Below are 22,786 nucleotides of genomic sequence, written 5' to 3'. Positions count from 1 at the left end.
TATCCTGGGGCACCTGGGGCGGTGCCGCCACCGGACGAAGGAGTCGCATGGTGTCGTCGATTCTCGATGCGGTCGTCGTGGGCGCGGGTCCCAACGGGCTCACGGCCGCCGTCGAACTGGCCCGGCGCGGCTTCTCGGTGGCCGTCTTCGAGGCCGCCGACACGGTCGGCGGCGGGGCCAGGACCGAGGAGCTGACCCTCCCCGGCTTCCGGCACGACCCCTGCTCCGCGGTCCACCCGCTGGGCGCGGGCTCGCCCGTGTTCGCGACCATGCCGCTCGCGCGGTACGGGCTGGAGTGGCTGCACGCCCCGCTGCCGATGGCGCACCCCTTCGACGACGGCAGCGCCGCCGTGCTCTCGCGGTCGGTCGCCGAGACCGCCGCGTCCTTCGGGCCCCGGGACGCGGGCGCCTACCGCCGCCTGGTCGCGCCGTACCTGGGCCGATGGGACACCCTGGCCCGGGACTTCATGTCCCTGCCGTCCACCGCGCTGCCCGTCGACCCGCTCACCCTGGCCCGCTTCGGGCTCGTCGGGCTGCCCCCGTCCACCTGGCTGATGCGGCGCTTCCGGGACGAACGGGCGCGCGCCCTGTTCGCCGGGCTCGTCGCACACGTCATCGCGCCGCTCGGCGGGATCGCGACCGGCGCGGTCGGGCTGGTCTTCGCCCTGGCCGCGCACGCGGGCGGCTGGCCGATGCCGCGCGGCGGCTCCCAGTCCATCTCCGACGCGCTCACCGCCTACCTGCGCGACCTCGGCGGCGCCGTCCACACCGGCTTCGAGGTCAAGCGGCTGGACGACCTCCCCCCGGCCCGGGCCTACGTCTTCGACACCTCGCCGACCGCGCTCGCCCGGATCGCCCGACTGGGCCGCGCCTACGACGGCTACCGCTACGGCGCCGGGGTGTTCAAGCTCGACTACGCGCTGGACGGGCCCGTCCCGTGGACCGCTCCGGCGGCGCGCCGGGCCGGCACCGTCCAGGTCGGCCCGCGCACCCGCGACATCGACGCCGCCCTGCAACTGACCGCCAGTGGCCGGGCCCCGCGCACCCCGTTCCTCATCACCGCGCAGCCCAGCCTCGTCGACCCGAGCCGCGCGCCCGAGGGCAAGCACGTCTTCTGGGCCTACGGTCACGTGCCCGCGGGCTGGGACGGCGACCTCACCGACGCCGTCGAACGCCAACTGGAGCGTTTCGCACCGGGCTTCCGCGACCTGGTCCTCGCCCGCGCCACCGCGGGCCCGGCGCGGCTCGCCGCCCGCAATCCGAACTACGTCGGCGGGGACATCGCCTGCGGCGCCGCCTCCGGCCTCCAACTGCTGCTGCGCCCCAAGCTCACCCTGTCCCCCTACACCACGGCCCACCCGGCCGTCTTCCTGTGCTCCTCCGCGACTCCGCCCGGCCCGGGCGTGCACGGCATGTCGGGCCACAACGCGGCGAAGGCGGTCTGGCGCCACCTGAGAAAGGGCTCCTCCTGATGGTCCGGATCACCCTGGTCCAAGGCGACATCACGGCCGAACGCGTGGACGCCGTGGTCAACGCGGCGAACTCCTCCCTGCTCGGCGGGGGCGGGGTGGACGGCGCCATCCACCGGCGCGGCGGTCCGCGGATCCTGGAGGCCTGCCGGGCCCTGCGGGCCTCGCACTACGGCAAGGGGCTCGCGACGGGCCGTGCGGTCGCGACCACGGCGGGGCTGCTGCCGGCCGAGCACGTGATCCACACGGTCGGGCCGGTCTACTCCCGGGAGGAGGACCGGTCCGCGCTGCTGGCCTCCTGCTACCGGGAGTCCCTGCGGGTCGCGGCCGAGCTGGGGGCCCGTACGGTGGCCTTCCCGGCCATCTCCACCGGTGTCTACGGGTGGCCGATGGACGACGGTGCGCGGATCGCGCTCGCGACCGTTCGCTCCGCGGCGGGGGGATCGGTGGAGGAGGTCCGCTTCGTCCTCTTCGACGCGCAGGCGTACGCCGCCTTCGAGGCCGCGTCCGCGGCGTAGCCGCCCGCCGCTCCCAGCGCCCGCCTGCGCCGTTTCCCCTGCCTCCGGCGGCGCCTCAAACGCCGGCGGGGCTTCTGAGGGTGGTCCTCGACCCCGCACGCCTCTCAGCGCCCGCCCGTGGCGGTCCCCGCGCCTCCGGCGGCGCCTCAAACGCCGGCGGGGCTTGAGGGGGGCCTTCGAGCCTGCCCGCGCCTTCAGGCCCTGGCGGGGCCAATTTCAGCCGCCCGGCGTTTGAGGGCCCGCCGGAGGCACGGCGCGCCTGCGGCGGCGCTCGAAGATGTGGCGGCGTCAGCCGGGAGCTCTGACGGGGTCAAATCCGGCCTGCCCGGGGCTTGAGGGGGGGCGGCGTCAGCCGGGGGGCCTGGCTGGGCCAATTTCAGCCCGCCCGGCGTTTGAGGGCCCGCCGGGGCCGGGGGCCCCGCTCCGGTGGGGGAGCGGGGGCCCGTGCGGCGGTGGGTCAGAGCACGTCGGCGGCGATGTTCGCCGCGACCCGCTCCAGCAGCGGACCGGCGTTGGCGATGCACTTCGCCGTGTCCGGCTCGATCTCCGTCAGCGGGTACGCGCGCCGGATCCCGGCGGCCCGCAGGGCCTCCTCGGTCAGCGCGAGCCGCCCGCACACCGCGACGACGTCCTTGCCCGCCGCGCGCGCGGCGGCCGCCACGCCCGCCGGGGCCTTGCCGTGCAGCGTCTGCTCGTCGAGGGAGCCCTCACCGGTGATCACCAGCGTGGCCCGCTCCAGGGCCGGGGCGAAGCCCAGCACCTCCAGCATCAGCTCGATGCCCGGCCGGAAGGTGGCGCCCAGCAGCAGCGCGCCGTAGCCGATGCCACCCGCACCGCCCGCACCCGGAGCCAGCGCGCACTCGGCCGCCTTCGGGCCGATCGCCTTCTCCAGCACCAGCGCGAAGTGCGCCAGCGCCGCGTCCAGCGTCGCTACGTCCTCGGGGCTCGCACCCTTCTGCGGACCGTAGACCGCCGGCGCGCCCTTCGGACCGGTCAGCGGGTTGTCCACGTCGCTGGCGAGGACGAACTCCACCTCGGCGAAGCGCGGGTCGATCCCGGACAGGTCGGCCGTGGCCAGCGAGGCGAGGGCGCCACCGCCCGGACCGACCGGTTCACCGTTCGCATCCAGGAACACGGCGCCCAGTGCGGACAGCATGCCCGCGCCGCCGTCGGTGGTGGCGCTGCCGCCCACACCGAAGACGATCGAGCGCGCGCCCGCGTCGAGGGCCGCCTTGAGCACCTCACCCGAGCCGTAGGTGGTCGAGGTCAGCGGGGCGAAGACGCCCGCCGGCAGCAGCTGGAGGCCGGAGGCCTCCGCCATCTCGACCACGGCGGTGTCCCCGCGCAGCGCGAAAGCGGCCGTGACCTGGTCACCGAGCGGTCCGGTGACCCGTACCTCCCGGCGCTCGAACCCGGCCGCCACCGCGGCCGCGACCGTGCCGTCGCCGCCGTCGGCGACGGGCAGGGTCTCGATCTCCACGCCCGGTACGGCCTCGCGGAGGCCCGCCGTCACCCGCTCGGCGACCTGCACGGCCGTGAGCGAGCCCTTGAATTTGTCCGCGGCGATGAGCACGCGCGCGGTCTCAGTTACTGCTCCGTCCGTCACCTTGTTAATCCCTTGCTATCGAACAGTGCAGTCGCGCCACCCTGAGCCTATCCGGAGGATTCTCCAATGCCCATGGGTGGCCTGGGACACACCCGGCGCGCCATGGTCATTAATACCGACATTCCCGCGCATAGTGGGGCCACATGAGTGCGGATTCACTGGAACAGCCACGCCCGGACACCCCGGAGGGCGCCCCCGGGACCCCCGGGGACGACTCGCCCGACCACGCGGTCGTCATCATCGGGGTGATCGCCGTGCTGGCCGTGGTCGCCTGGGCGGCGCTCGGCAAGCACTCCTTCGACACGGCGTCGAGCACCGCGCTGGCCTGGGTGCTGAACAACTTCGCCTGGCTGTTCGTGATCGCCGCCGACATCTTCCTGGTCATGTGCGTCGTCCTCGCGATCAGCCGCTTCGGCCGGATCCGCCTCGGCGCCGACGACTCCGAACCGGAGTTCACCAACCTCGCGTGGATCGCGATGATGTTCAGCGCGGGCATGGGCATCGGCCTGATGTTCTTCGGGGTCGGCGAACCGCTGACCCACTTCCTGACCCCGCCCCCCGCCAGCGGCGCGGCCCCCGGCACCGGCAACGCCGCCCGCGCGGCCCTGGAGTACTCCTTCTTCCACTGGACCCTGACCCCCTGGGCCATCTACGGCATCGCCGGCCTCGCCCTCGCCTACGCGACCTTCCGCAAGGGCCGCGGCAACCGCCTCAGCTCCGCCTTCGTCCCGCTGATGGGGCGCGAGCGCGCCGACGGCTGGCCGGGCCGCGCCATCGACCTGCTCGCCGTCTTCGCGACCGTCTTCGGCACCGCGACCAGCCTCGGCCTCGGCGCGCTCCAGGTCGCCAAGGGCCTCAACATCACCACCGGCGTCGAGGACTCGACCACCCTCGAACTGATCATCATCGGTTCGCTGTCCGCCGCCTTCGTGCTCTCGGCCTTCTCCGGCCTGCACAAGGGGGTGAAGTGGCTCAGCACCATCAACATCGTGCTGGCCGCCGTCCTGATGCTCTTCGTCTTCCTGCTCGGCCCGACCGTCTACATCCTCGACGTGATCCCCGCCAGCGTCGGCAGCTACCTGCACCAGCTCCTCCCGATGGCCAGCCGCACCGGAGCCTTCACCGACAGCGCCTGGCTCGGCGCGTGGACGATCTTCTACTGGGCCTGGTGGCTCTCCTGGGCGCCCTTCGTGGGCACGTTCATCGCGCGGATCTCGCGCGGCCGCACCATCCGCGAGTTCCTGGTCGGGGTGCTGCTGGTGCCCAGCGGGGCCACCGTCATCTGGTTCTGCGTGATGGGCGGCACCGCGATCCGGCTGGAATCCACCGGCGCCGTCGACTTCGCCGCCAAGATCAAGGACGGCACCGAGGCCTCCCTCTTCGCGATGCTCGACGCCCTGCCGCTGGGCACGGTCACCTCCTACGTCGCCATGGCGCTGGTGATGACCTACTTCGTCACCAGCGCCGACTCCGCCTCCCTCGTCATGGGCTCGCTCACCAGCCGCGGTTCGCTGCACCCGCCCACCTGGCTCGTGGTGACCTGGGGCGTGTTGATGGCGGCCGTCGCCGCGGTGCTGCTCGTCGCAGGCGGGCTGAAGTCCCTCCAGACCGCCACGATCCTCGTCGCCCTGCCCTTCGTCCTGGTGATGCTCCTGGTGTGCTGGGCACTGGTGAAGGAGCTACGGGCGGACCCGGGCGCCGGTCCCGCCCGCCACCACCCCCTGCACGGGGTGCGCGACGCCGTACGGGCCATGGTCGGCGACGCCCTCACCGAGCAGGGCCCGGCCCGCCACCCCCGGCTGCGGCGCGTGGCGGAGTCCTCCCGCTCCCGGGACCGCGAGGACGGCGACGGCACGGCCTGACCGGGAGCGGCGAGCGGCCCCCGGCGGCTCGGTAGGCTGGCGCCGTGACCACCACGGATGACTACGCCGCCTACATCGCGAGCCTGCCCCGCGTGCTGGCCGGTGCGGCCGCGCTCTACCGGGACGCCGCGGGCCGGGTGCTGCTCGTCGAGCCCAACTACCGCGAGGGCTGGGCGCTGCCCGGCGGGACCGTCGAGTCGGACCGGGGCGAGTCCCCGCGCGGGGCGGCCCGCCGCGAGAGCGCCGAGGAGATCGGCCTCGACCTGCCGCTCGGCCGGCTGCTCGCGGTGGACTGGACGCTCGGGCCGGCCCGCCCGCCGCTCGTGGCCTACCTCTTCGACGGCGGCGTGCTGGACGCGGAGCAGCTGGCCGCCGTCCGGCTCCAGGAGGAGGAACTGCTCTCCTGGCGGCTGGTCGAGCCCGCCGAACTCACCGACTACCTGCCCGGCGCGCTCGGGCTGCGCACCGCGGAGGCCTACCGGGTCCTGGGAACGGGCGAGGGCGCGGCGGAGCTGGAGAACGGCCGCCGACCCCTGTAGCGGGGCCCGAAGGGCCCGGAGGGTGACCCATCACACGGTGCCTACACGGGACGGGTCACAATTGCCCGATGATCACGATGTACGCCTGGCCCAGCACCGCCGATGGGCCTGACGCCCTGCCCATGGTCCACTTCACCACCGAGGAGCAGGCCGGGGCCGACGTCACGCCCGACGGCGTGCCCGTCTGGCTGTTCGACACCGCGATACGCGACGGCGGCTGGGCCCACTTCACCGACTACGACGGCTGGGCGGCCCCCGCCGAGGGCTGGACCGCGGCCTACCGCCGGGAGGACGACGTCCTCTTCGTCAGCGGGCCCGGCGCCTGCGAGGGCTGGTACCAGGGCAACCTCGGCGCCCCCGCCGAGTGGGTGGAGGCCGCCGCGTCCCAGCAGAGCCTGGTGCTGCTCGCCGCCCCGGTGCCGCACCCCTCGCTGTACGGGTACGCGGTCGAGGCCGGCGCCGCCTTCGCCCTCCTGGTCCCCCTGATGGTGCTCTAGGAAGGCAACCACGCACGGGGGACACGGTCGCCGGTCAGAACAGGCCGTCGGTCGGCGTCGCCGTGCCCGCGCGGCCGGACTCGAACTCCAGCAGCCGCACCTTGCGCTCGACCCCGCCGCCGTAGCCGGTCATGCCGCCCGAGGCCCCGATCACCCGGTGGCAGGGGACGATGATGCTGATCGGGTTCTTCCCGTTGGCCAGGCCCACCGCGCGCGAGGCGTTCGGCTTGCCCAGCTTGGCCGCCAGCTCCCCGTACGACCAGGTCTCGCCGTAGGGGATGCGCGTCAGCTGGTCCCACACGCCGCGCTGGAAGTCGGTGCCCTCCAGCCGCAGCGGGAGGTCGAAATCGGTGCGCTCCCCGGCGAAGTAGGCGGTCAGCTGCGCGGTGACGGCGGGGAAGGGCTCCTCGGTGGCCGCCACCCGCTCCCCGAAGGACTCCTCCGGCGGCCGGTGCCGCTGGTCGGTCATGTAGAGGCCGCTGAGGGTGCCGCCGGTGGCGACCAGGGTGAGCGGCCCGTAGGGGCTGTCGACGACGGTGTGCTGCCTGCCGGTGTCGGTGTCGGTGTCGGTGTTCATAGGGTGGTGTCTCCTCGTGCGCGGGTGCGGGTGCGGGTGGTGGGTGTCGTCGTCGGGGCGGCCGGGTCAGCCCGGCAGGTGGTTGATGGGGTGGTCGTCCGTCGCCCACAGGTACTGGACTGCGTACGCCCGCCAGGGCCGCCAGCCCGCCGCCCGGGCGGTCAGCGCGGCCGGGGTGGACGGCAGGCCGAGCCCCTGCGCGGCCCGGCGCACCCCCAGGTCGGAGGGCAGGAACGCGTCAGGGTCGCCCAGCGCCCGCATCGCGATCACCTCGGTGGTCCAGGGGCCGAAACCGGGCAGCGCGCCGAGCTGGGCCCGCGCCGCCTCCCAGTCGCTGCCCAGGCCGAGCGGCAGCGACCCGTCGGCCAGGGCGCCGACCAGGGTGGTCAGGGTCGTGCGCCTGCTGCGCGGCAGGGCGAGGGTCTCGGGGTCCAGCGCGGCCAGTGCCTCGGGGGACGGGAAGAGGTGGGTCAGCCCGCCCGCCGGGTCGGGGTCGGTGACCGGCTCCCCGTACGCCGTCACCAGGCGGGCCGCGTGGGTGCGCGCGGCCGCCGTCGACACCTGCTGCCCGAGCACCGCCCGTACGGCGAACTCCGCCGCGTCGACGGTACGGGGCACCCGGCGCCCGGGGGCCTTGTCCACCAGCGGCGCGAGCAGCGGGTCCTGGCGCAGCTGCTCGTCCACGGCCTCCGGATCGGCGTCCAGGTCGAGCATCCAGCGGCAGCGGCTGATCGCGATCGTCAGGTCCCGCAGGTCGGTCAGGGACAGCTGGCAGGCGATGTGGTCGGGCCGCGGGCTCAGGGCCACCACGCCGGTGCCGTGGGGGAGCCGCAGGGTGCGTCGGAAGGCCCCGTCGCGCCACTCCTCGACCCCGGGGACGGCGGTCGCCACCAGGTGCCCGAAGAGGTTGTCGGGGGTGAGCGGGGCGCGGAAGGGCAGCCGCAGCGACAGCGAGCCGGGGACGCGGGGCTCCGCGGCGCCGCGGTGGTCCGCGCGCGCCTTCTGGCGCAGTTCGCCCGGGGCGAGGGCGAAGACCTCGCGCACGGTGTCGTTGAAGGTCCGGATGGAGGAGAAGCCGGCGGCGAAGGCGACGTCGCCCATCGGCAGCTCGGAGGTCTCCACCAGCAACCGCGCGGTCTGCGCGCGCTGGGCCCGGGCCAGGGCCAGCGGACCGGCCCCCAGCTCGGCGTTGAGCTGGCGCTCCACCTGCCGCGTCGAATAGCCGAGGCGGGCGGCGAGCCCGGGGACGCCCTCGCGGTCGACCACCCCGTCCTGGATGAGCCGCATGGCCCGGGCGACGGCGTCGGCGCGGGCGTTCCACTCGGGGGAGCCGGGGCTGGTGTCGGGGCGGCAGCGCTTGCAGGCCCGGTAGCCGGCCTGCTGGCAGGCGGCCGCACTGGGCAGGAAGGTCATGTTCGCCACCTTCGGCGGCACCGCCGGGCAGCTGGGGCGGCAGTAGATCCCGGTCGTCCTGACGGCGGTGAAGAACCATCCGTCGAAGCGGGCGTCCTTCGATCGGACGGCCCGCACGCAGCGCTCGGTGTCGGTGTGCATGCCTCAAGGATCGGACATTCCGGAGGACCGGGCTGGCGGTTTTCCGACATGGACTTCGCCCCCGCCCCCGCCCGCCACGGGCCCCAGGCCGCGCCCCCGCCCCTCCGGGGGCGCCTCAAACGCCGGCGGGGCTGGGTGTGGCTGGGCCGCGTGGGGCGGGTCTCCGGCCCTCCGGGGGCGCCTCAAACGCCGGCGGGGCTGGGTGTGGCTGGGCCGTCCCGGGCAGGGCCGGATGCGGCCGAATCAAGCCTCGCCGGCGTTTGAGGCGCCGCCGGAGGCACGGCGGGCGGCGTCGGATCCGCAGACGGGCGCGGGCTCACGGTCCTCCGGGGCGGCGCGGCGGGCAACGCGAAGGGCCCCGGTCACCGTGTCGGTGTCCGGGGCCCCGTGTCCGGGTGCCGCCCGCTAGGGCAGCTGTCCCGCGCGTGCCTCGCGCCGGTTGTGGCGGAAGGTGTTGGCCCGCCGCGTGGTCGCGAAGAGCGGGATGGTCGCCGCGAGGGCGATCTGGAGCGCACAGCCCGTCTGGAGCAGCAGCTGACCACCCGGGGCGTCGAACGCCCAGGCCGCCAGCAGCCCCATCGCACCGACGATCCAGCTGAGCATCGCCACCGCGAGGACGCCCCGCGGCTTGGGGTACTCGACCCGGCTCACCATCAGCCAGGCCACGCCGATGATCGCCATCGTGGTCGGGACGAAGGGCAGCTCCAACAGCACGATCGAGACGACCGTGAGCGCGCCGAAGGGGCTCGGCATGCCCTGGAACATGCCGTCCTTCATCGTCACGCAGCTGAATCTGGCGAGTCTGAGCACGACGGCGAGCAGCACCACGATCGCGGCCAGCGCCGACACCCGCTGGTGCGCGTCGTCGGCGACCATGCCGTAGACGAGCACGAAGTACGCGGGGGCCAGCCCGAAGCTGATCAGGTCGGACAGGTTGTCCAGCTCGGCGCCCATGGGCGAGCTGCGCAGCTTCCGCGCCACCAGGCCGTCGCACAGGTCGAAGACCGCGGCGAGCAGCATCAGTATCACGGCGGTCGCGGCGCTGTGGCGCGCCATGCCCGACTCGTCACTACCGGTGAGGTGCGGAATGAGGATTCCGGTGGTGGTGAAGTACACCGCCATGAATCCGCAGGTCGCGTTGCCGAGGGTGAGGGTGTCCGCTATCGACAGCCGCAGCGAGAGGGGCATCTCCTCGCCGTCGGTCTCCTCCTCGGCTTCGGGCACCCAGTCGGACCGGCCGGGGCCGGTGCTCTGGTCCGCCCGGCTCGCCGGTGATTCGGGATCAGTCACGGTCAATTCGAGTCACCCCCGCGGTGGTGGCCTGCCCGACCTCGACCGCGACCTCGACACCCTCGGGAAGGTAGATGTCGACGCGCGATCCGAAGCGGATCAGACCGATGCGCTCGCCCTGCTCGACCTTCGTGCCGGCCGGCAGGTAGGGAACGATACGACGGGCGACCGCTCCCGCGATCTGCACCATCTCGATGTCGCCGAGCTCGGTGTCGAAGTGCCAGACGACGCGCTCGTTGTTCTCGCTCTCCTTGTTGAACGCCGGAACGAATCCGCCGGGGATGTGCTCCACGGACGTCACCGTGCCCGCGAGGGGCGCGCGGTTGACGTGCACGTTCAACGGGCTCATGAAGATCGCGACCCGGGTACGCCCGTCCTTCCACGGCATGATGCTCTGCACCACTCCGTCGGCGGGCGAGATGACGCGGCCCTGGGCGATCTCTCGCTCGGGGTCGCGGAAGAACCACAGCATGCCCGCCGCCAGCGCAGTGGTGGGCACGGCCACGGCGGCCCAGCGGCCGGACTTGCGGGCCCGGGTGAGGCTGAGCGCAGCGGTGGCGACGGTCGGCAGAAGCCACGGCGATGCTCCGCGCGCGAGGCGTCCACCGAGGAGGCCGACGCGAGGTGCAGAGGTTTGGCTGTGGGGCATGGATGACCTTCGTAGCGGGTGATTGCCGCGCCGCAAACTGGGGGACGGGACGGCGGCTTTACTGGAATGCTATCGGTTGCACGCAACAACTGGGCAAGCCAGAAGCCGAGTCGATGTCCGTCGGCCAGTGACTGGATGTGACCTTTTCCCCGAAATGATTCGGACATTTCGGGGCTAAGGCGTACTTTCAGCCCTGGAGTCGGTACTCCTCGAGCAGGCGTCGCCCAATGATCATTTTTTGGATCTCGGCGGTACCTTCACCGATCAGCAGCATCGGGGCCTCCCGGTAGAGGCGCTCGATCTCGTACTCCTTCGAGAAGCCGTAGCCGCCGTGGATGCGGAAGGCGTCCTCGACCACCTCCTTGCAGTACTCGGAGGCGAGGTACTTCGCCATCCCTGCTTCGAGGTCGTTTCGTTCCCCGGAGTCCTTTTTGCGTGCTGCATTGACCATCATCGCATGGGCGGCCTCGACCTTGGTAGCCATCTCGGCCAGCTTGAACTGGATCGCCTGGTGCTCGGCGATGGCCTTACCGAAAGTGTGACGTTGCTGGGCATATGAGACACCCAACTCGAACGCACGCTGAGCGACGCCACAGCCACGTGCCGCCACGTTGACGCGGCCGACCTCGACGCCGTCCATCATTTGGTAAAACCCGCGACCGGTTGCCCCGCCGAGGACCCGATTGGCCGGAATGCGCAGGCCGTCCATGATCAGCTCGGTCGTGTCGACGCCCTTGTAGCCCATCTTGTCGATCTTGCCCGGGATGGTCAGACCGGGACGCACCTCGCCGAACCCGGCCTCCTTCTCGATCAGGAAGGTCGTCATCGACTTGTGGGGGGCCGTGCCCTCCGGGTGGCCTTCGTCACTGCGCACGAGGACGGCGACGAGCGTGGAGGTGCCGCCGTTCGTCAGCCACATCTTCTGGCCGTTCAGGACGTACTCGTCGCCGTCCTTCACCGCCTTGGACGTGATGGCCGACACGTCCGAGCCCAGACCCGGCTCGGACATCGAGAACGCGCCGCGGATCTCGCCCGCCGCCATCCGCGGCAGGAAGTGGTCCTTCTGCTCCTGGGTGCCGTGCTGCTTGATCATGTACGCCACGATGAAGTGGGTGTTGATGATGCCCGAGACGGACATCCAGCCCCGCGCGATCTCCTCCACGCACAGCGCGTAGGTGAGCAGGGACTCACCGAGACCGCCGTACTCCTCCGGGATCATCAGGCCGAAGAGGCCGAGCTCCTTGAGGCCGTCGACGATCTGCTGCGGGTACTCGTCGCGGTGCTCCAGCTGGGTCGCGACCGGGATGATCTCCTTGTCGACGAACTCGCGGACGGTCTTGAGGATCTCCCGCTGGACGTCGTTGAGGCCGGCGGTCTGGGCAAGTCGGGTCATGGTGCTACTTCCCCTGTTCCTTCAGCGTGGGCCGGCCGGGCTGCTCGCCGCCGCGCTCCGTGATGTACGTCTCGGTCGGGACCATCACCTTGCGCCGGAAGACGCAGACGAGGGTGCCGTCCTGCTTGTATCCCTTGGTCTCGACGTAGACGATGCCGCGGTCGTCCTTCGACTTCGACGGGGTCTTGTCGAGGACCGTGGTCTCGCCGTAGAGCGTGTCGCCGTGGAAGGTCGGCGCCACGTGCCGCAGGGACTCGATCTCCAGGTTGGCGATGGCCTTCCCGGAGACGTCCGGCACGGACATGCCGAGCAGCAGCGAGTAGATGTAGTTGCCCACGACCACGTTCTTGCCGAAGTCGGTCGTGTTCTCGGCGTAGTTGCTGTCCATGTGCAGCGGGTGGTGGTTCATGGTCAGCAGGCAGAAGAGGTGGTCGTCGTACTCGGTGACCGTCTTTCCGGGCCAGTGCTTGTAGACCGCGCCGATCTCGAACTCTTCGTAGGTGCGTCCGAACTGCATGGTGCCTAGCCCTCCGGGATCTCGAACTTGGTGGTGCGCTGCATGCCCGCGGCGCGCCCCTTGCCGGAGATGACCAGCGCCATCTTGCGGCTGGCCTCGTCGATCATCTCGTCGCCGAGCATCGCGGAGCCCTTCTTGCCGCCGGCCTCCGAGGTGCACCAGTCGTAGGCGTCCAGGATCAGCTCGGCGTGGTCGTAGTCCTCCTGCGAGGGGGAGAAGACCTCGTTCGCCGCGTCCACCTGACCGGGGTGCAGCACCCACTTGCCGTCGAAGCCGAGGGCGGCGGCGCGGCCGGCGACCTCGCGGTAGCCGTCCACGTTCTTGATCTGGAGGAAGGGGCCGTCGATCGCCTGGAGGTCGTGCATGCGGGCCGCCATCAGGATCCGCATCAGGATGTAGTGGTAGGCGTCCGCGCCGTAGCCGGGCGGCTGCATGCCCACGACCAGCGACTTCATGTTGATCGAGGCCATGAAGTCGGCCGGGCCGAAGATGATGGTCTCCAGGCGCGGCGAGGCGGCGGCGATCGCGTCGACGTTCACCAGGCCCTTGGCGTTCTCGATCTGCGCCTCGATGCCGATCTTGCCGACCTCGAAGCCCATGGTCTTCTCGATCTGCGTCAGCAGCAGGTCGAGGGCCACCACCTGCTGGGCGTCCTGGACCTTGGGCAACATGATGCAGTCGAGGTTCTGGCCCGCGCCCTCGACGACCGTGATCACGTCGCGGTAGGTCCAGTGCGTGGTCCAGTCGTTCACCCGCACGACCCGGGTCTTGCCGGTCCAGTCACCGTTGTTGAGCGCGTCCACGATCGTGTGGCGGGCGCCCTCCTTGGCGAGCGGGGCGCAGGCGTCCTCCAGGTCGAGGAAGACCTGGTCGGCCGGCAGGCCCTGGGCCTTCTCCAGGAAGCGCGGGTTGGAACCCGGCACCGCGAGACAGGAGCGGCGCGGCCGCAGCCGGTTGACCGGGGAAGAGGGCGTGGTCATGCGGGGACCTCCGTGCTTGCGACGTTCTCTAGTGGGTGGAGCTTGTTCGCCTTGCGGATCTCGTCGACGATACGGCCGATGATCTCCGTGATGCCGAAGTCCTTCGGGGTGAAGACGGCGGCGACGCCGGCCGCCTTCAGGGTGACGGCATCGGCGTTCGGAATGATGCCCCCGACGATGACGGGGATGTCACCCGCCCCCGCCGCCCGGAGGCGTTCCAGGACGTCGGGGACCAGCGCGCAGTGCGAGCCGGACAGGATCGACAGCCCCACGCAGTGCACGTCCTCGGCCAGCGCGGCCGTGGAGATCTCCTCGGGGGTGAGCCGGATGCCCTGGTAGACCACCTCGAACCCGGCGTCGCGGGCCCGCACGGCGATCTGCTCGGCCCCGTTGGAGTGCCCGTCCAGGCCCGGCTTGCCGACCAGCAGGCGCAGCCGCCCGGCGCCCAGGTCCTCGGCGGTACGGGTCACCTTGGCGCGGACCTCCGCCATCGGCGTGCCCGGCTCGGCGGTGACCGCGACCGGCGCCGAGGAGACCCCGGTCGGCGCCCGGAACTCGCCGAAGACCTCGCGCAGGGCGCTGGCCCACTCGCCGGTGGTGACACCGGCGCGGGCGCACTCCAAGGTGGCCTCCATCAGGTTCTCGGTCCCGGCCGCGGCCTCCTTGAGCCGGTCCAGGGACTGCCCGACGGTCGGGAAGACGAAGGGGTCGCCGCCGCCCTGGCGCTCCGAGGACTCCTGCCGCTCCGCGCGCCAGCGCCCGATGCGCTCGACGGTCAGCGCTTCCACCGCGCCGTCCACCGTCATGATCGCGCCGTCCAGGTCGGCGGTCAGCGGGTTCGGCTCGGTCTGCTGGAAGCAGTTGACGCCGACGATCTTGTCCTCGCCGTCCTCGATCCGGGCCCGCCGCTCGGCGTGCGAGGAGACCAGCTGGGACTTCAGGTAGCCGGACTCGACGGCGGCCATGGCCCCGCCCATCTCCTGGATCCGCTCGATCTCCGCCATGCACTCGGCGACCAGGGAGTCCACCTTGGCCTCGATGACGTGCGAGCCCGCGAAGATGTCCTCGTACTCCAGCAGGTCGCTCTCCAGCGCGAGCACCTGCTGGATGCGCAGCGACCACTGCTGGTCCCAGGGCCGGGGCAGGCCCAGCGCCTCGTTCCAGGCGGGCAGCTGCACGGCGCGGGCGCGGGCGTCCTTGGAGAGGGTCACCGCCAGCATCTCCAGCACGATCCGCTGGACGTTGTTCTCCGGCTGCGCCTCGGTCAGTCCGAGGGAGTTGACCTGGACGCCGTAGCGGAAGCGGCGCTGCTTGTCGTTCTCGATGCCGTAGCGCTCGCGGGTGACCCGGTCCCAGATCCGGCCGAAGGCGCGCATCTTGCACATCTCCTCGATGAAGCGGACGCCCGCGTTCACGAAGAAGGAGATGCGGGCGACCACCTCGCCGAAGCGCTCCGGCGGGACCTGGCCCGAATCGCGGACCGAGTCCAGCACGGCGATGGCCGTGGACATCGCGTACGAGATCTCCTGGACCGGAGTGGCCCCCGCCTCCTGCAGGTGGTAGCTGCAGATGTTGATGGGGTTCCACTTCGGGATGTGGTTGACCGTGTACGCGATCATGTCCGTCGTCAGTCGGAGCGAGGGCCCGGGCGGGAAGACGTGCGTCCCGCGCGAGAGGTACTCCTTGACGATGTCGTTCTGCGTGGTGCCCTGGAGCTGGGCGATGTCCGCGCCCTGCTCCTCGGCGGCCACTTGGTAGAGCGCCAGCAGCCACATGGCGGTGGCGTTGATCGTCATCGAGGTGTTCATCTGCTCCAGGGGGATGTCCTGGAACAGCCGCCGCATGTCGCCGAGATGGGAGACGGGAACGCCGACCCGGCCGACCTCGCCGCGGGCGAGGATGTGGTCGGGGTCGTATCCGGTCTGCGTCGGCAGGTCGAAGGCGACCGACAGACCCGTCTGGCCCTTGGCGAGGTTGCGGCGGTACAACTCGTTGGACGCCTCGGCCGTGGAGTGACCGGCGTACGTCCGCATGAGCCACGGCCGGTCCTTCTGGCGCTCTGTCATCTCAAGCGATCCTTAAGCCCTTTGGCGTCTCAGACGTCGCGGAAACGGTTGATGGCGTCGAGGTGCGTCTCGCGCATCTCGTGGTCGCGCACGCCCAGCCCCTCGGAGGGGGCCAGCGCGAGGACGCCGACCTTGCCCTGGTGCAGGTTGCGGTGGACGTCGTAGGCGGCCTGGCCGGTGTCCTCCAGGGAGTACACCTTCGACAGGGTGGGGTGGATCTTGCCCTTGGCGACCAGGCGGTTGGCCTCCCACGCCTCGCGGTAGTTCGCGAAGTGCGAGCCGATGATGCGCTTGAGTGACATCCACAGGTAGCGGTTGTCGTACTCGTGCATGTAGCCCGAGGTGGAGGCGCAGGTGGTGATGGTGCCGCCCTTGCGGGTGACGTAGACGCTGGCGCCGAAGGTCTCGCGGCCCGGGTGCTCGAAGACGATGTCGATGTCCTCGCCGCCGGTCAGTTCGCGGATGCGCTTGCCGAAGCGCTTCCACTCGCGCGGGTCCTGGGTGTGCTCGTCGCTCCAGAACTTGTAGCCCTCGGCGTTGCGGTCGATGATCGACGTCGCGCCCATGGCGCGGCAGATGTCCGCCTTCTGCTCGCTGGAGACGACGCAGATCGGGTTCGCGCCGCCGGCCAGGGCGAACTGCGTGGCGTAGGAGCCGAGTCCACCGCTGGCGCCCCAGATCAGGACGTTGTCGCCCTGCTTCATGCCGGCGCCGTTGCGGGAGACCAGCTGGCGGTAGGCGGTGGAGTTGACCAGGCCCGGCGAGGCGGCCTCCTCCCAGCTGAGGTGATCCGGCTTGGGCATCAGCTGGTTGGACTTGACGAGCGCGATCTCGGCGAGGCCGCCGAAGTTGGTCTCGAAGCCCCAGATCCGCTGCTCGGGGTCGAGCATCGTGTCGTTGTGGCCGTCCGAGGACTCCAGTTCGACCGAGAGGCAGTGCGCGACGACCTCGTCGCCGGGCCGCCAGGCGTTGACGCCGGGGCCGGTGCGCAGGACGACGCCCGCGAGGTCGGAACCGATCACGTGGTACGGCAGGTCGTGCCGCTTGGTCAGCTCCGAGAGGCGCCCGTAGCGCTCCAGGAAGCTGAAGGTGGACACGGGCTCGAAGATCGAGGTCCACACGGAGTTGTAGTTGACCGAGGAGGCCATGACGGCCACCAGGGCTTCGCCCGGGCCGAGTTCGGGCACCGGGACCTGGTCCAGGTGCAGGGACTTGCGCGGGTCCTTCTCGCGGGTGGTGAGTCCCGCGAACATGTCCGCCTCGTCCTTGTGCACGGTGATCGCGCGGTAGGAGTCGGGGAGCGGCAGGGCCGCGAAGTCGGCGGCCGTCGCGGCCTGCGACTGGATCGCGTCCAGGATGTCCTTCACGGTGGTGCCTCCGGCTAGCGCTGAGGGAACGCTGAGGGGTCAACGAAGGTGGAGCAAGAGCGAGGGTGGTGGTGCTGAGGGTGCTGAGCGTGTGCCGTCGGTCCGGCGGGGGTGGTGCGTGGCGACGCGCGGGTGGCGCGGAGGGTGCCTGTGACGCAGGCGTCCGGGGCGCGTTCCGTGCCGTGGTGGGCGTGGATCGCGGGGACATCCGGACGAGATTCAACGTATGGCACCCCGTGTCACTCGGCAAGGCACTGCGTGCCAAAAACTTCTCTCATTTGCCGATTGACCTGCACGGATGAGCGATGATCGATCAGAGTTACCCACGAGTAGGGGCAAGGCGGACACAACGAAAGGGCCGCCCCCACAGCGGGAGCGGCCCTTGTGACGCCAGTGGCTATCTGTTGCGCAGCGCCTCTTCGATCGTGCGCATGACCTCGTCGAGCGGCGCGTCCGTACGGGCCACCGCGACCAGTACCTCGCCCTCGGTGCGGACGGCGGCGGCCGGGGTTGGCGCCCCGACCTGGGAGCGCCCCGCGCCGATCCCGGAACCGAAGGTCTTGCGCACGATCGAGAAGGCGTGGTCCAGCTGGCCCTCCACGTCCCCCTGGCCGCCCGCCCGCAGCCAGCGCCGCAGCACGTGGTTGTGGGCGGTGACCACCGCGGAGGCGGCCACCTCGGCGAGCAGCGGATCGTCGTTGCCGGCGTGGTGGTCCTGCTCGTCGAAGTGGGCCAGCAGGTAGCGCGTGAACAGCCGCTCGTAGCGGGCCACCGAAGCGATCTCGCGCTCCCGCAGCGCCGGGACCTCGCGGGTCAGCCGGTAGCGCTCCACCGACACCGCCGGGGAGGCGGCGTACATCTTCATGACTTCCTTGATCCCGCGGCACACCGTGTCGAGCGGGTGCTCGTGCGCCGGGGCCACGTCCAGGACCGCCTCGGCCCGGGTCAGGGTGTCGTCGTGGTCCGGGAAGATCGCCTCTTCCTTGGACCGGAAGTGGCGGAAGAAGGTCCGTCGCGCGACCCCCGCCGTCGCGGCGATCTCGTCGACCGTGGTGGCCTCGTACCCCTTCGTCGCGAACAGCTCCATGGCCGCGGCGGCCAGCTCGCGGCGCATCTTGAGGCGCTGGGCGGCCGCCCGGGTACCCGCGGGGCTCTCCGGAGTGTCGGAGGCCGAGGCGGCGCGGGTCGAGGTCTTGGCGGGCTGGGACATAGACCGAAAGTACTTCATCCGCGCGGCGGGGCGCGCCTGTGGGGCCGGGGACGGGGGTGGATGCGGGGGAGGGCCCGCACTGGGCTCGGTGGGTATGTCCCGCCGTGAGGGTCCGGCAGTCCCGAGCAGCCCTCCCCACGCATCCGGCTCGGATGCCCGCCGGTCGGGCCGTGGCCTACCGGCGGGCGTACTCACGGAAACCGCGGCCGGTCTTCCGGCCGAGGCAGCCCGCGGCGACGAGGTGCTCCAGGAGCGGGGAGGGCGCCAGGCCCGGGTCCCGGAACTCCTTGTGGAGGACCTTCTCGATGGCGAGGGAGACGTCCAGACCGACCACGTCGAGCAGTTCGAAGGGACCCATCGGGTACCCGCCGCCCAGCTTCATCGCGGCGTCGATCTCGTCCAGGCTCGCGTAGTGCTGCTCGACCATCTTGATCGCGTTGTTCAGGTACGGGAACAGGAGCGCGTTCACGATGAAACCGGCGCGGTCCCCGCAGTCCACCGGGTGCTTGCGCACCTTCAGGCAGATCCCGCGGACCGTGGCGTGCACGTCGTCGGCGGTGAGGACCGTACGGACCACCTCGACGAGCTTCATGGCGGGGGCCGGGTTGAAGAAGTGCATGCCGATCACGTCCTGCGGGCGCGAGGTGGCGCGGGCGATCGCGATCACCGGCAGGGACGAGGTGGTCGTCGCCAGCACCGCCCCCGGCCGGCACACCTTGTCCAGGGTCGCGAAGAGCTCCTGCTTGACCGCCAGGTCCTCGGCGACCGCCTCGACGGCCATGTCCACCTCGGCGAAGGCGTCCAGCGAACCGGCCGGGGAGATCCGCTCCAGGGTCCGCTCGGCGGCCTCGGCCGTGAGGCGGCCCTTGTCCACCGCGCGGGCCAGGGACTTGCCGATCGCGGCCTTCGCCGCGTCCGCCTTCTCCTGGCTGCGGGCCGCCAGCACCACGGAGTAGCCCGCCTGCGCGAAGACCTGGGCGATGCCGCTGGCCATCGTGCCGGAACCGGCCACGCCAACCGTGGACACGGGACGGCTGGAGGCGATCACGGCCCCGTCGAGCGGGGTCTGCAGGTCGCGCACGATGACCGGGCTGCCCTGCGCCTCGTAGGTGTAGAAGCCGCGCCCGGACTTGCGGCCGGTCAGACCGGCCTCGGCGAGGTGGCCGAGGATGGGGGCCGGGGCGTGCAGGCGGTCGCCGGAGGAGGCGTACATGGCCTCCAGGACCGTACGGGCGGTGTCGACGCCGATCAGGTCGAGCAGGGCCAGCGGGCCCATCGGCAGGCCGCAGCCCAGCTTCATGGCCGCGTCGATGTCCTCGCGGGAGGCGTACTTGGCCTCGTACATGGCGGCGGCCTGGTTCAGGTAGCCGAAGAGCAGCCCGTCCGCGACGAAACCGGGCCGGTCGCCGACGGCCACGGGCTCCTTGCCGAGCTCGCGGGCGAGCGTCGTGACGGCCTCGACGGCGGTCGGCGCGGTGAGCACGCAGGAGACGACCTCGACGAGCTTCATGGCCGGGGCCGGGTTGAAGAAGTGCAGGCCCAGCACCCGCTCGGGGCGCAGCGACTCGGCGGCGAGCCGGGTCACGGACAGCGCGTTCGTACCGGTGGCGAGGATGGTGTCGGGGCGCACGATGGTGTCCAGCGCGGCGAAGACCTGCTGCTTGAGCTCGTAGGACTCCGGGACGACCTCGATGACGAGATCGGCGTCGGCGGCGGCCGACAGCTCGCCGAAGGTGCGGAAGCGGGAGAGGACGGCGTCCCGCTCCTGCTCGGTGAGCTGCTCGCGGGCGACCGAGCGGGCGGTGGCGGAGGCCAGGGCGGCGGTGGCCCGCCGGGCGGCGCTCTCGTCGGTGTCGATGCCGATGACCTCGCGGCCGGCCCGGGCGAGGACCTCGGCGATGCCGGCGCCCATGGTGCCGAGACCGACGACGGCGATCGTCTGCAGGGCGGCGGGGCCGGAAGGGGACGGGGTGGGCTGACTGGACTGACGGTCCATCGCGGGACTCCAGTGAAGAGTGACGACTGAGGGAGGGCGCGCGGCTGGGGCGCGCCGGATGCCGTGCGGGGCGGGGCGCCGGTACGGGCCTGGGCCCGGGCGGGCGGATGCCGTGCAGGGCGGTGCCGTGCGGGGCGGAGAGCGGCGGACCCTGTCCCGGGGCCGCGCCGTAAGAACATCGGTACCCGAGGAGATCGGAGCACCGGACCGACTGACACGGGGGCGGCTGCGTCACCAGGCCGCCCTCGTACGTGTTGAGAAGGACAGTAACCCGTCGGTAACCAGTTGGCCAGAGCACGGGAGATGTGACGTACGCCGCTCCCGCGCGCGCCGACCGCCCTAGGGTGGGTCGGGTGAACGTGTTGGAGCGGCTGCGGGAAGAGGCGGACCAAGCGCCGGAGTACGAGGCGCTGTTGACGGCGCGGCCGGACGCCCTGGCCGCGTCCCTGACGGCGGCGGGCCGCCCGCTGTGGGCCCGTGAGCTGGCGGCCTACCGGCTGGGGCTGGCCGGTGACCGGCGGGCCTTCGAGTCGCTGGTGCTGCTGCTCAACCACCGGGACCCGCCGCGCTGCGAGGCCGCCGCGCAGGCCCTGGCGGTGCTGAACGACCCCCGGACCGCCCGCGCGGCGGCGGCCCTGGCCACCAACGAACTGCGCACGGCCTACGCGCTGCACCCGGTCCGGCTCCTGGTGGCGCTGCGGGCTCCCGAATCCGCCCCCGCCCTGATCGCCACGCTGGCCCGGCTGCTGGGGCCGCACGATCCGTACTGGCGGGTGGCGCTCGCCTGTGTGGAGGGGCTGGGCGCCCTCGCCGACCCGCGGGGCCGGGACGTGCTGACCCGGGCCCAGTCCCATCCACGTCTCGCGGTGGCCGCGACGCGGGCCCTGCGGGAGCTGGACGCCCCCGCGTAGGGCCCCGCGGCGCGGGCCGCGCGGTCAGCCGCGGAAGCCCAGCATTCCGTGCAGGGTCGCGCCGCCGGCCGTGGGCGCGACGGCGCGGGTGGCCGCGGCCGGCTGGGGGTCGGGGCGGGCGGCGCAGGTGGCGTCGGCCGCCCTGCCCGTCGTCAGGTAGGTGGCCAGCTTCTCGTCCAGGCAGGTGTTGCCGCTCAGCGCGATGCCGTGGTTGCCGCCGCCCTCCTCGACGACCAGGGCCGAGTTCTTGAGCTTCTCGTGCATGCTCCTGCCGCCCTCGAAGGGGGTCGCCGCGTCCAAGGTGGCCTGGAAGAGCAGCGCGGGCGGCAGCTCGGCGTTGGTGACGTCCGGCGCGGCCAGCTGCTCGGTCGGCCAGAAGGCGCACGGGGCGTTGTACCAGGCGTTGTTCCAGGTCATGAAGGGTGCCTCGGCGTGCGTGCGCCACATGTCGGCGCGCCAGCGGTTCCAGTCCTTCGGCCAGGCCGAGTCCCGGCACTGGACCGCCGTGTAGACGCTGTAGCTGTTGCCGGCGGACGGCTCGACCGCGCCGAACCGCGCGTAGGCGGCGACCAGGGGCTTGGTGTCGCCGCCCTGCGCGTAGGCGGCGAAGGCCTCCGCGAGGTTCGGCCAGTAGCCGTTGTAGTAGCCGCCCGGCATGAAGGTGTCCTCCAGCTCGGCCGGGCCCACCGTGCCGCCCGCCGGGGCGGTGCGCAGGTCCTCGCGCATGGCGTACCAGCGCCGCTCGACCCGCGCCGGATCGGTGCCCAGGTGGTAGGTGGCGTCGTGCCGGGCCACCCAGGCCAGGAAGGCCTTGTGGCGGGCGTCGAAGGCCCGGTCCTGCGCGAGGTTGTCGCCGTACCAGACCCCGCCGGGATCGACGATGGAGTCCAGCACCAGCCGGTGCACGCGCTCCGGGTGCTGCTTGGCGTACACGGCGCCCAGGTAGGTCCCGTAGGAGTAGCCGAAGTAGCTGATCCGCGGGGCGCCCAGGGCGACCCGCAGCAGCTCGATGTCGCGCGCGGCGGACACGGTGTCGATGTAGGGCAGGACGTCCGCGTGCTTGGTGCGGCAGGACTCGGCGAAGGACTTCACCCGCTCCAGGTTGGCCTGCTCGACGGCCGGGTCGAAGGGGACCGAGTCCGGGCGCACGGGCTTGAAGTGGCCCGCGCCGCAGTCCAGGGCCGGTTCGCTCCTGCCGACCCCGCGCGGGTCGAAGCCGATGACGTCGAACTGGGCGGCCACCGCCTTGGGGAGCGCGGAGGCGACGTACCCGGCGAGGGAGCGCCCGCTGCCGCCGGGGCCGCCGGGATTGACCAACAGGGGTCCCTGGGAGGTCCTGGCGGTGTGCGGAACCCGGGTGAGGGCCAGCGAGATCTGCCGACCGGCGGGCCGTTCGTGGTCCAGCGGGACCGCGAGCGACGCGCACTGCAGGGTCGGGTAGCGCGCGGTCTTGCAGTCGGTCCAGCGCAGGGTCGCGGCGGCCGGGGCCGCGGCGGCGGGCGGGCTCGCGAGGGCGGTGGCGACGGTGGCGGCGGACAGCAGCATCGCGGCGCGCTTCGTCAAGGGGCGGATCATGGGGCCTCCCAGCCGAGGGTTCTGGGCGGAATCGTCCCGGAACAGGGGGGTGGAAGACGGGATTGTGCGACGTATTGGCCCGATCTGATGACGCTTCAGCGGCGGGCCCGGCCGCAGATGGAGTACGGCCGTGGCGTCCGCGCTGCCCCGGCCCCGGCCCGGAGGCGGATTTGGGCGCCCGGGGCGGAGGTGATTGGCTTGCGCGGGACG

General features: G+C 72.1%; 19 protein-coding genes. 6 read left to right on the top strand and 13 right to left on the bottom strand.

Annotated features, from left to right (window positions below):
- Positions 1-50 precede the first annotated feature (50 nt).
- Together ACFWAR_RS02145 and ACFWAR_RS02140 are read left to right on the top strand one after the other, a co-directional pair.
- On the top strand, positions 51-1,472 hold the full coding sequence (locus tag ACFWAR_RS02145) for a phytoene desaturase family protein (RefSeq protein ID WP_385772375.1): 1,422 nt from the start codon (positions 51-53) through the stop codon (positions 1,470-1,472).
- Positions 1,472-1,987: an O-acetyl-ADP-ribose deacetylase gene (locus ACFWAR_RS02140; protein WP_385772339.1), complete on the top strand. Its 516-nt coding sequence runs from the start codon at positions 1,472-1,474 to the stop codon at positions 1,985-1,987. Before ACFWAR_RS02145 ends, ACFWAR_RS02140 begins: the two co-directional genes overlap by 1 nt.
- Positions 1,988-2,444: 457 nt before the next feature.
- Here the strand turns inward: ACFWAR_RS02140 and ACFWAR_RS02135 are convergent, their stop codons facing one another.
- The gene (locus tag ACFWAR_RS02135; protein WP_385772338.1) at positions 2,445-3,593 is read right to left on the bottom strand and encodes a glycerate kinase; all 1,149 of its coding nucleotides are present in this window, start codon (positions 3,591-3,593) and stop codon (positions 2,445-2,447) included.
- Between the two features lie 143 nt (positions 3,594-3,736).
- On the opposite strand from ACFWAR_RS02135, the gene ACFWAR_RS02130 reads away from it, so the two are divergent.
- The 3 genes from ACFWAR_RS02130 (at position 3,737) to ACFWAR_RS02120 (ending at position 6,491) form a co-directional block, all read left to right on the top strand.
- Positions 3,737-5,455, top strand: a complete 1,719-nt coding sequence (locus ACFWAR_RS02130) for a BCCT family transporter (RefSeq protein ID WP_385772337.1) — start codon at positions 3,737-3,739, stop codon at positions 5,453-5,455.
- Positions 5,456-5,499: 44 nt separating this feature from the next.
- Complete coding sequence (locus ACFWAR_RS02125; protein ID WP_385772336.1) at positions 5,500-5,994, top strand: NUDIX domain-containing protein; 495 nt, start codon at positions 5,500-5,502, stop codon at positions 5,992-5,994.
- Between the two features lie 68 nt (positions 5,995-6,062).
- Positions 6,063-6,491: a hypothetical protein gene (locus ACFWAR_RS02120; protein WP_354383135.1), complete on the top strand. Its 429-nt coding sequence runs from the start codon at positions 6,063-6,065 to the stop codon at positions 6,489-6,491.
- 34 nt (positions 6,492-6,525) lie between these two features.
- On the opposite strand, the gene ACFWAR_RS02115 is transcribed toward ACFWAR_RS02120, so the two are convergent.
- The 11 genes from ACFWAR_RS02115 to ACFWAR_RS02065 all read right to left on the bottom strand — a co-directional run bounded on the left by ACFWAR_RS02115 (position 6,526) and on the right by ACFWAR_RS02065 (position 20,090).
- Positions 6,526-7,068 (bottom strand): methylated-DNA--[protein]-cysteine S-methyltransferase, encoded by a 543-nt coding sequence (locus ACFWAR_RS02115; protein ID WP_385772335.1) that lies wholly within the window; start codon positions 7,066-7,068, stop codon positions 6,526-6,528.
- A 66-nt stretch (positions 7,069-7,134) separates the two neighbouring features.
- Positions 7,135-8,622 (bottom strand): AlkA N-terminal domain-containing protein, encoded by a 1,488-nt coding sequence (locus tag ACFWAR_RS02110; protein ID WP_385772334.1) that lies wholly within the window; start codon positions 8,620-8,622, stop codon positions 7,135-7,137.
- A gap of 405 nt (positions 8,623-9,027) precedes the next feature.
- Positions 9,028-9,918: a CDP-diacylglycerol--serine O-phosphatidyltransferase gene (pssA, locus tag ACFWAR_RS02105; RefSeq protein WP_385772333.1), complete on the bottom strand. Its 891-nt coding sequence runs from the start codon at positions 9,916-9,918 to the stop codon at positions 9,028-9,030.
- A complete protein-coding gene (locus ACFWAR_RS02100; protein ID WP_330333490.1) occupies positions 9,905-10,561 on the bottom strand; it encodes a phosphatidylserine decarboxylase in 657 nt (218 codons plus the stop codon). Before ACFWAR_RS02100 ends, pssA begins: the two co-directional genes overlap by 14 nt.
- A 187-nt stretch (positions 10,562-10,748) precedes the next feature.
- Positions 10,749-11,954 (bottom strand): acyl-CoA dehydrogenase family protein, encoded by a 1,206-nt coding sequence (locus tag ACFWAR_RS02095; protein WP_385772332.1) that lies wholly within the window; start codon positions 11,952-11,954, stop codon positions 10,749-10,751.
- A 4-nt stretch (positions 11,955-11,958) separates the two neighbouring features.
- Positions 11,959-12,471, bottom strand: a complete 513-nt coding sequence (locus ACFWAR_RS02090; protein WP_354383139.1) for a MaoC family dehydratase — start codon at positions 12,469-12,471, stop codon at positions 11,959-11,961.
- A 5-nt stretch (positions 12,472-12,476) separates the two neighbouring features.
- The gene (locus tag ACFWAR_RS02085; protein ID WP_385772331.1) at positions 12,477-13,451 is read right to left on the bottom strand and encodes an HpcH/HpaI aldolase/citrate lyase family protein; all 975 of its coding nucleotides are present in this window, start codon (positions 13,449-13,451) and stop codon (positions 12,477-12,479) included.
- On the bottom strand, positions 13,448-15,517 hold the full coding sequence (locus ACFWAR_RS02080; RefSeq protein WP_385772330.1) for a protein meaA: 2,070 nt from the start codon (positions 15,515-15,517) through the stop codon (positions 13,448-13,450). The genes ACFWAR_RS02085 and ACFWAR_RS02080 overlap by 4 nt, the downstream gene beginning before the upstream one ends.
- Positions 15,518-15,546: 29 nt before the next feature.
- Positions 15,547-16,884, bottom strand: a complete 1,338-nt coding sequence (gene ccrA / locus ACFWAR_RS02075; RefSeq protein WP_385772329.1) for a crotonyl-CoA carboxylase/reductase — start codon at positions 16,882-16,884, stop codon at positions 15,547-15,549.
- Positions 16,885-17,281: 397 nt separating this feature from the next.
- Entirely contained in the window at positions 17,282-18,094 is an 813-nt protein-coding gene (locus ACFWAR_RS02070) for a TetR family transcriptional regulator (protein WP_385772328.1), read from the bottom strand.
- A 175-nt stretch (positions 18,095-18,269) separates the two neighbouring features.
- The gene (locus ACFWAR_RS02065; RefSeq protein WP_385772327.1) at positions 18,270-20,090 is read right to left on the bottom strand and encodes a 3-hydroxyacyl-CoA dehydrogenase family protein; all 1,821 of its coding nucleotides are present in this window, start codon (positions 20,088-20,090) and stop codon (positions 18,270-18,272) included.
- Between the two features lie 353 nt (positions 20,091-20,443).
- On the opposite strand from ACFWAR_RS02065, the gene ACFWAR_RS02060 reads away from it, so the two are divergent.
- Positions 20,444-21,001, top strand: a complete 558-nt coding sequence (locus ACFWAR_RS02060; protein ID WP_385772326.1) for a HEAT repeat domain-containing protein — start codon at positions 20,444-20,446, stop codon at positions 20,999-21,001.
- A gap of 24 nt (positions 21,002-21,025) precedes the next feature.
- Here the strand turns inward: ACFWAR_RS02060 and ACFWAR_RS02055 are convergent, their stop codons facing one another.
- Positions 21,026-22,564: an alpha/beta hydrolase gene (locus ACFWAR_RS02055; protein WP_385772325.1), complete on the bottom strand. Its 1,539-nt coding sequence runs from the start codon at positions 22,562-22,564 to the stop codon at positions 21,026-21,028.
- Positions 22,565-22,786: the final 222 nt, after the last annotated feature.

This window comes from Streptomyces sp. NPDC059917 (assembly GCF_042730635.1).
Classification (GTDB): Bacteria; Actinomycetota; Actinomycetes; order Streptomycetales; family Streptomycetaceae; genus Streptomyces.
The sequence above is the reverse complement of the archived record's forward strand: the minus strand, read 5'-3'. Positions and strand labels throughout refer to the sequence as shown.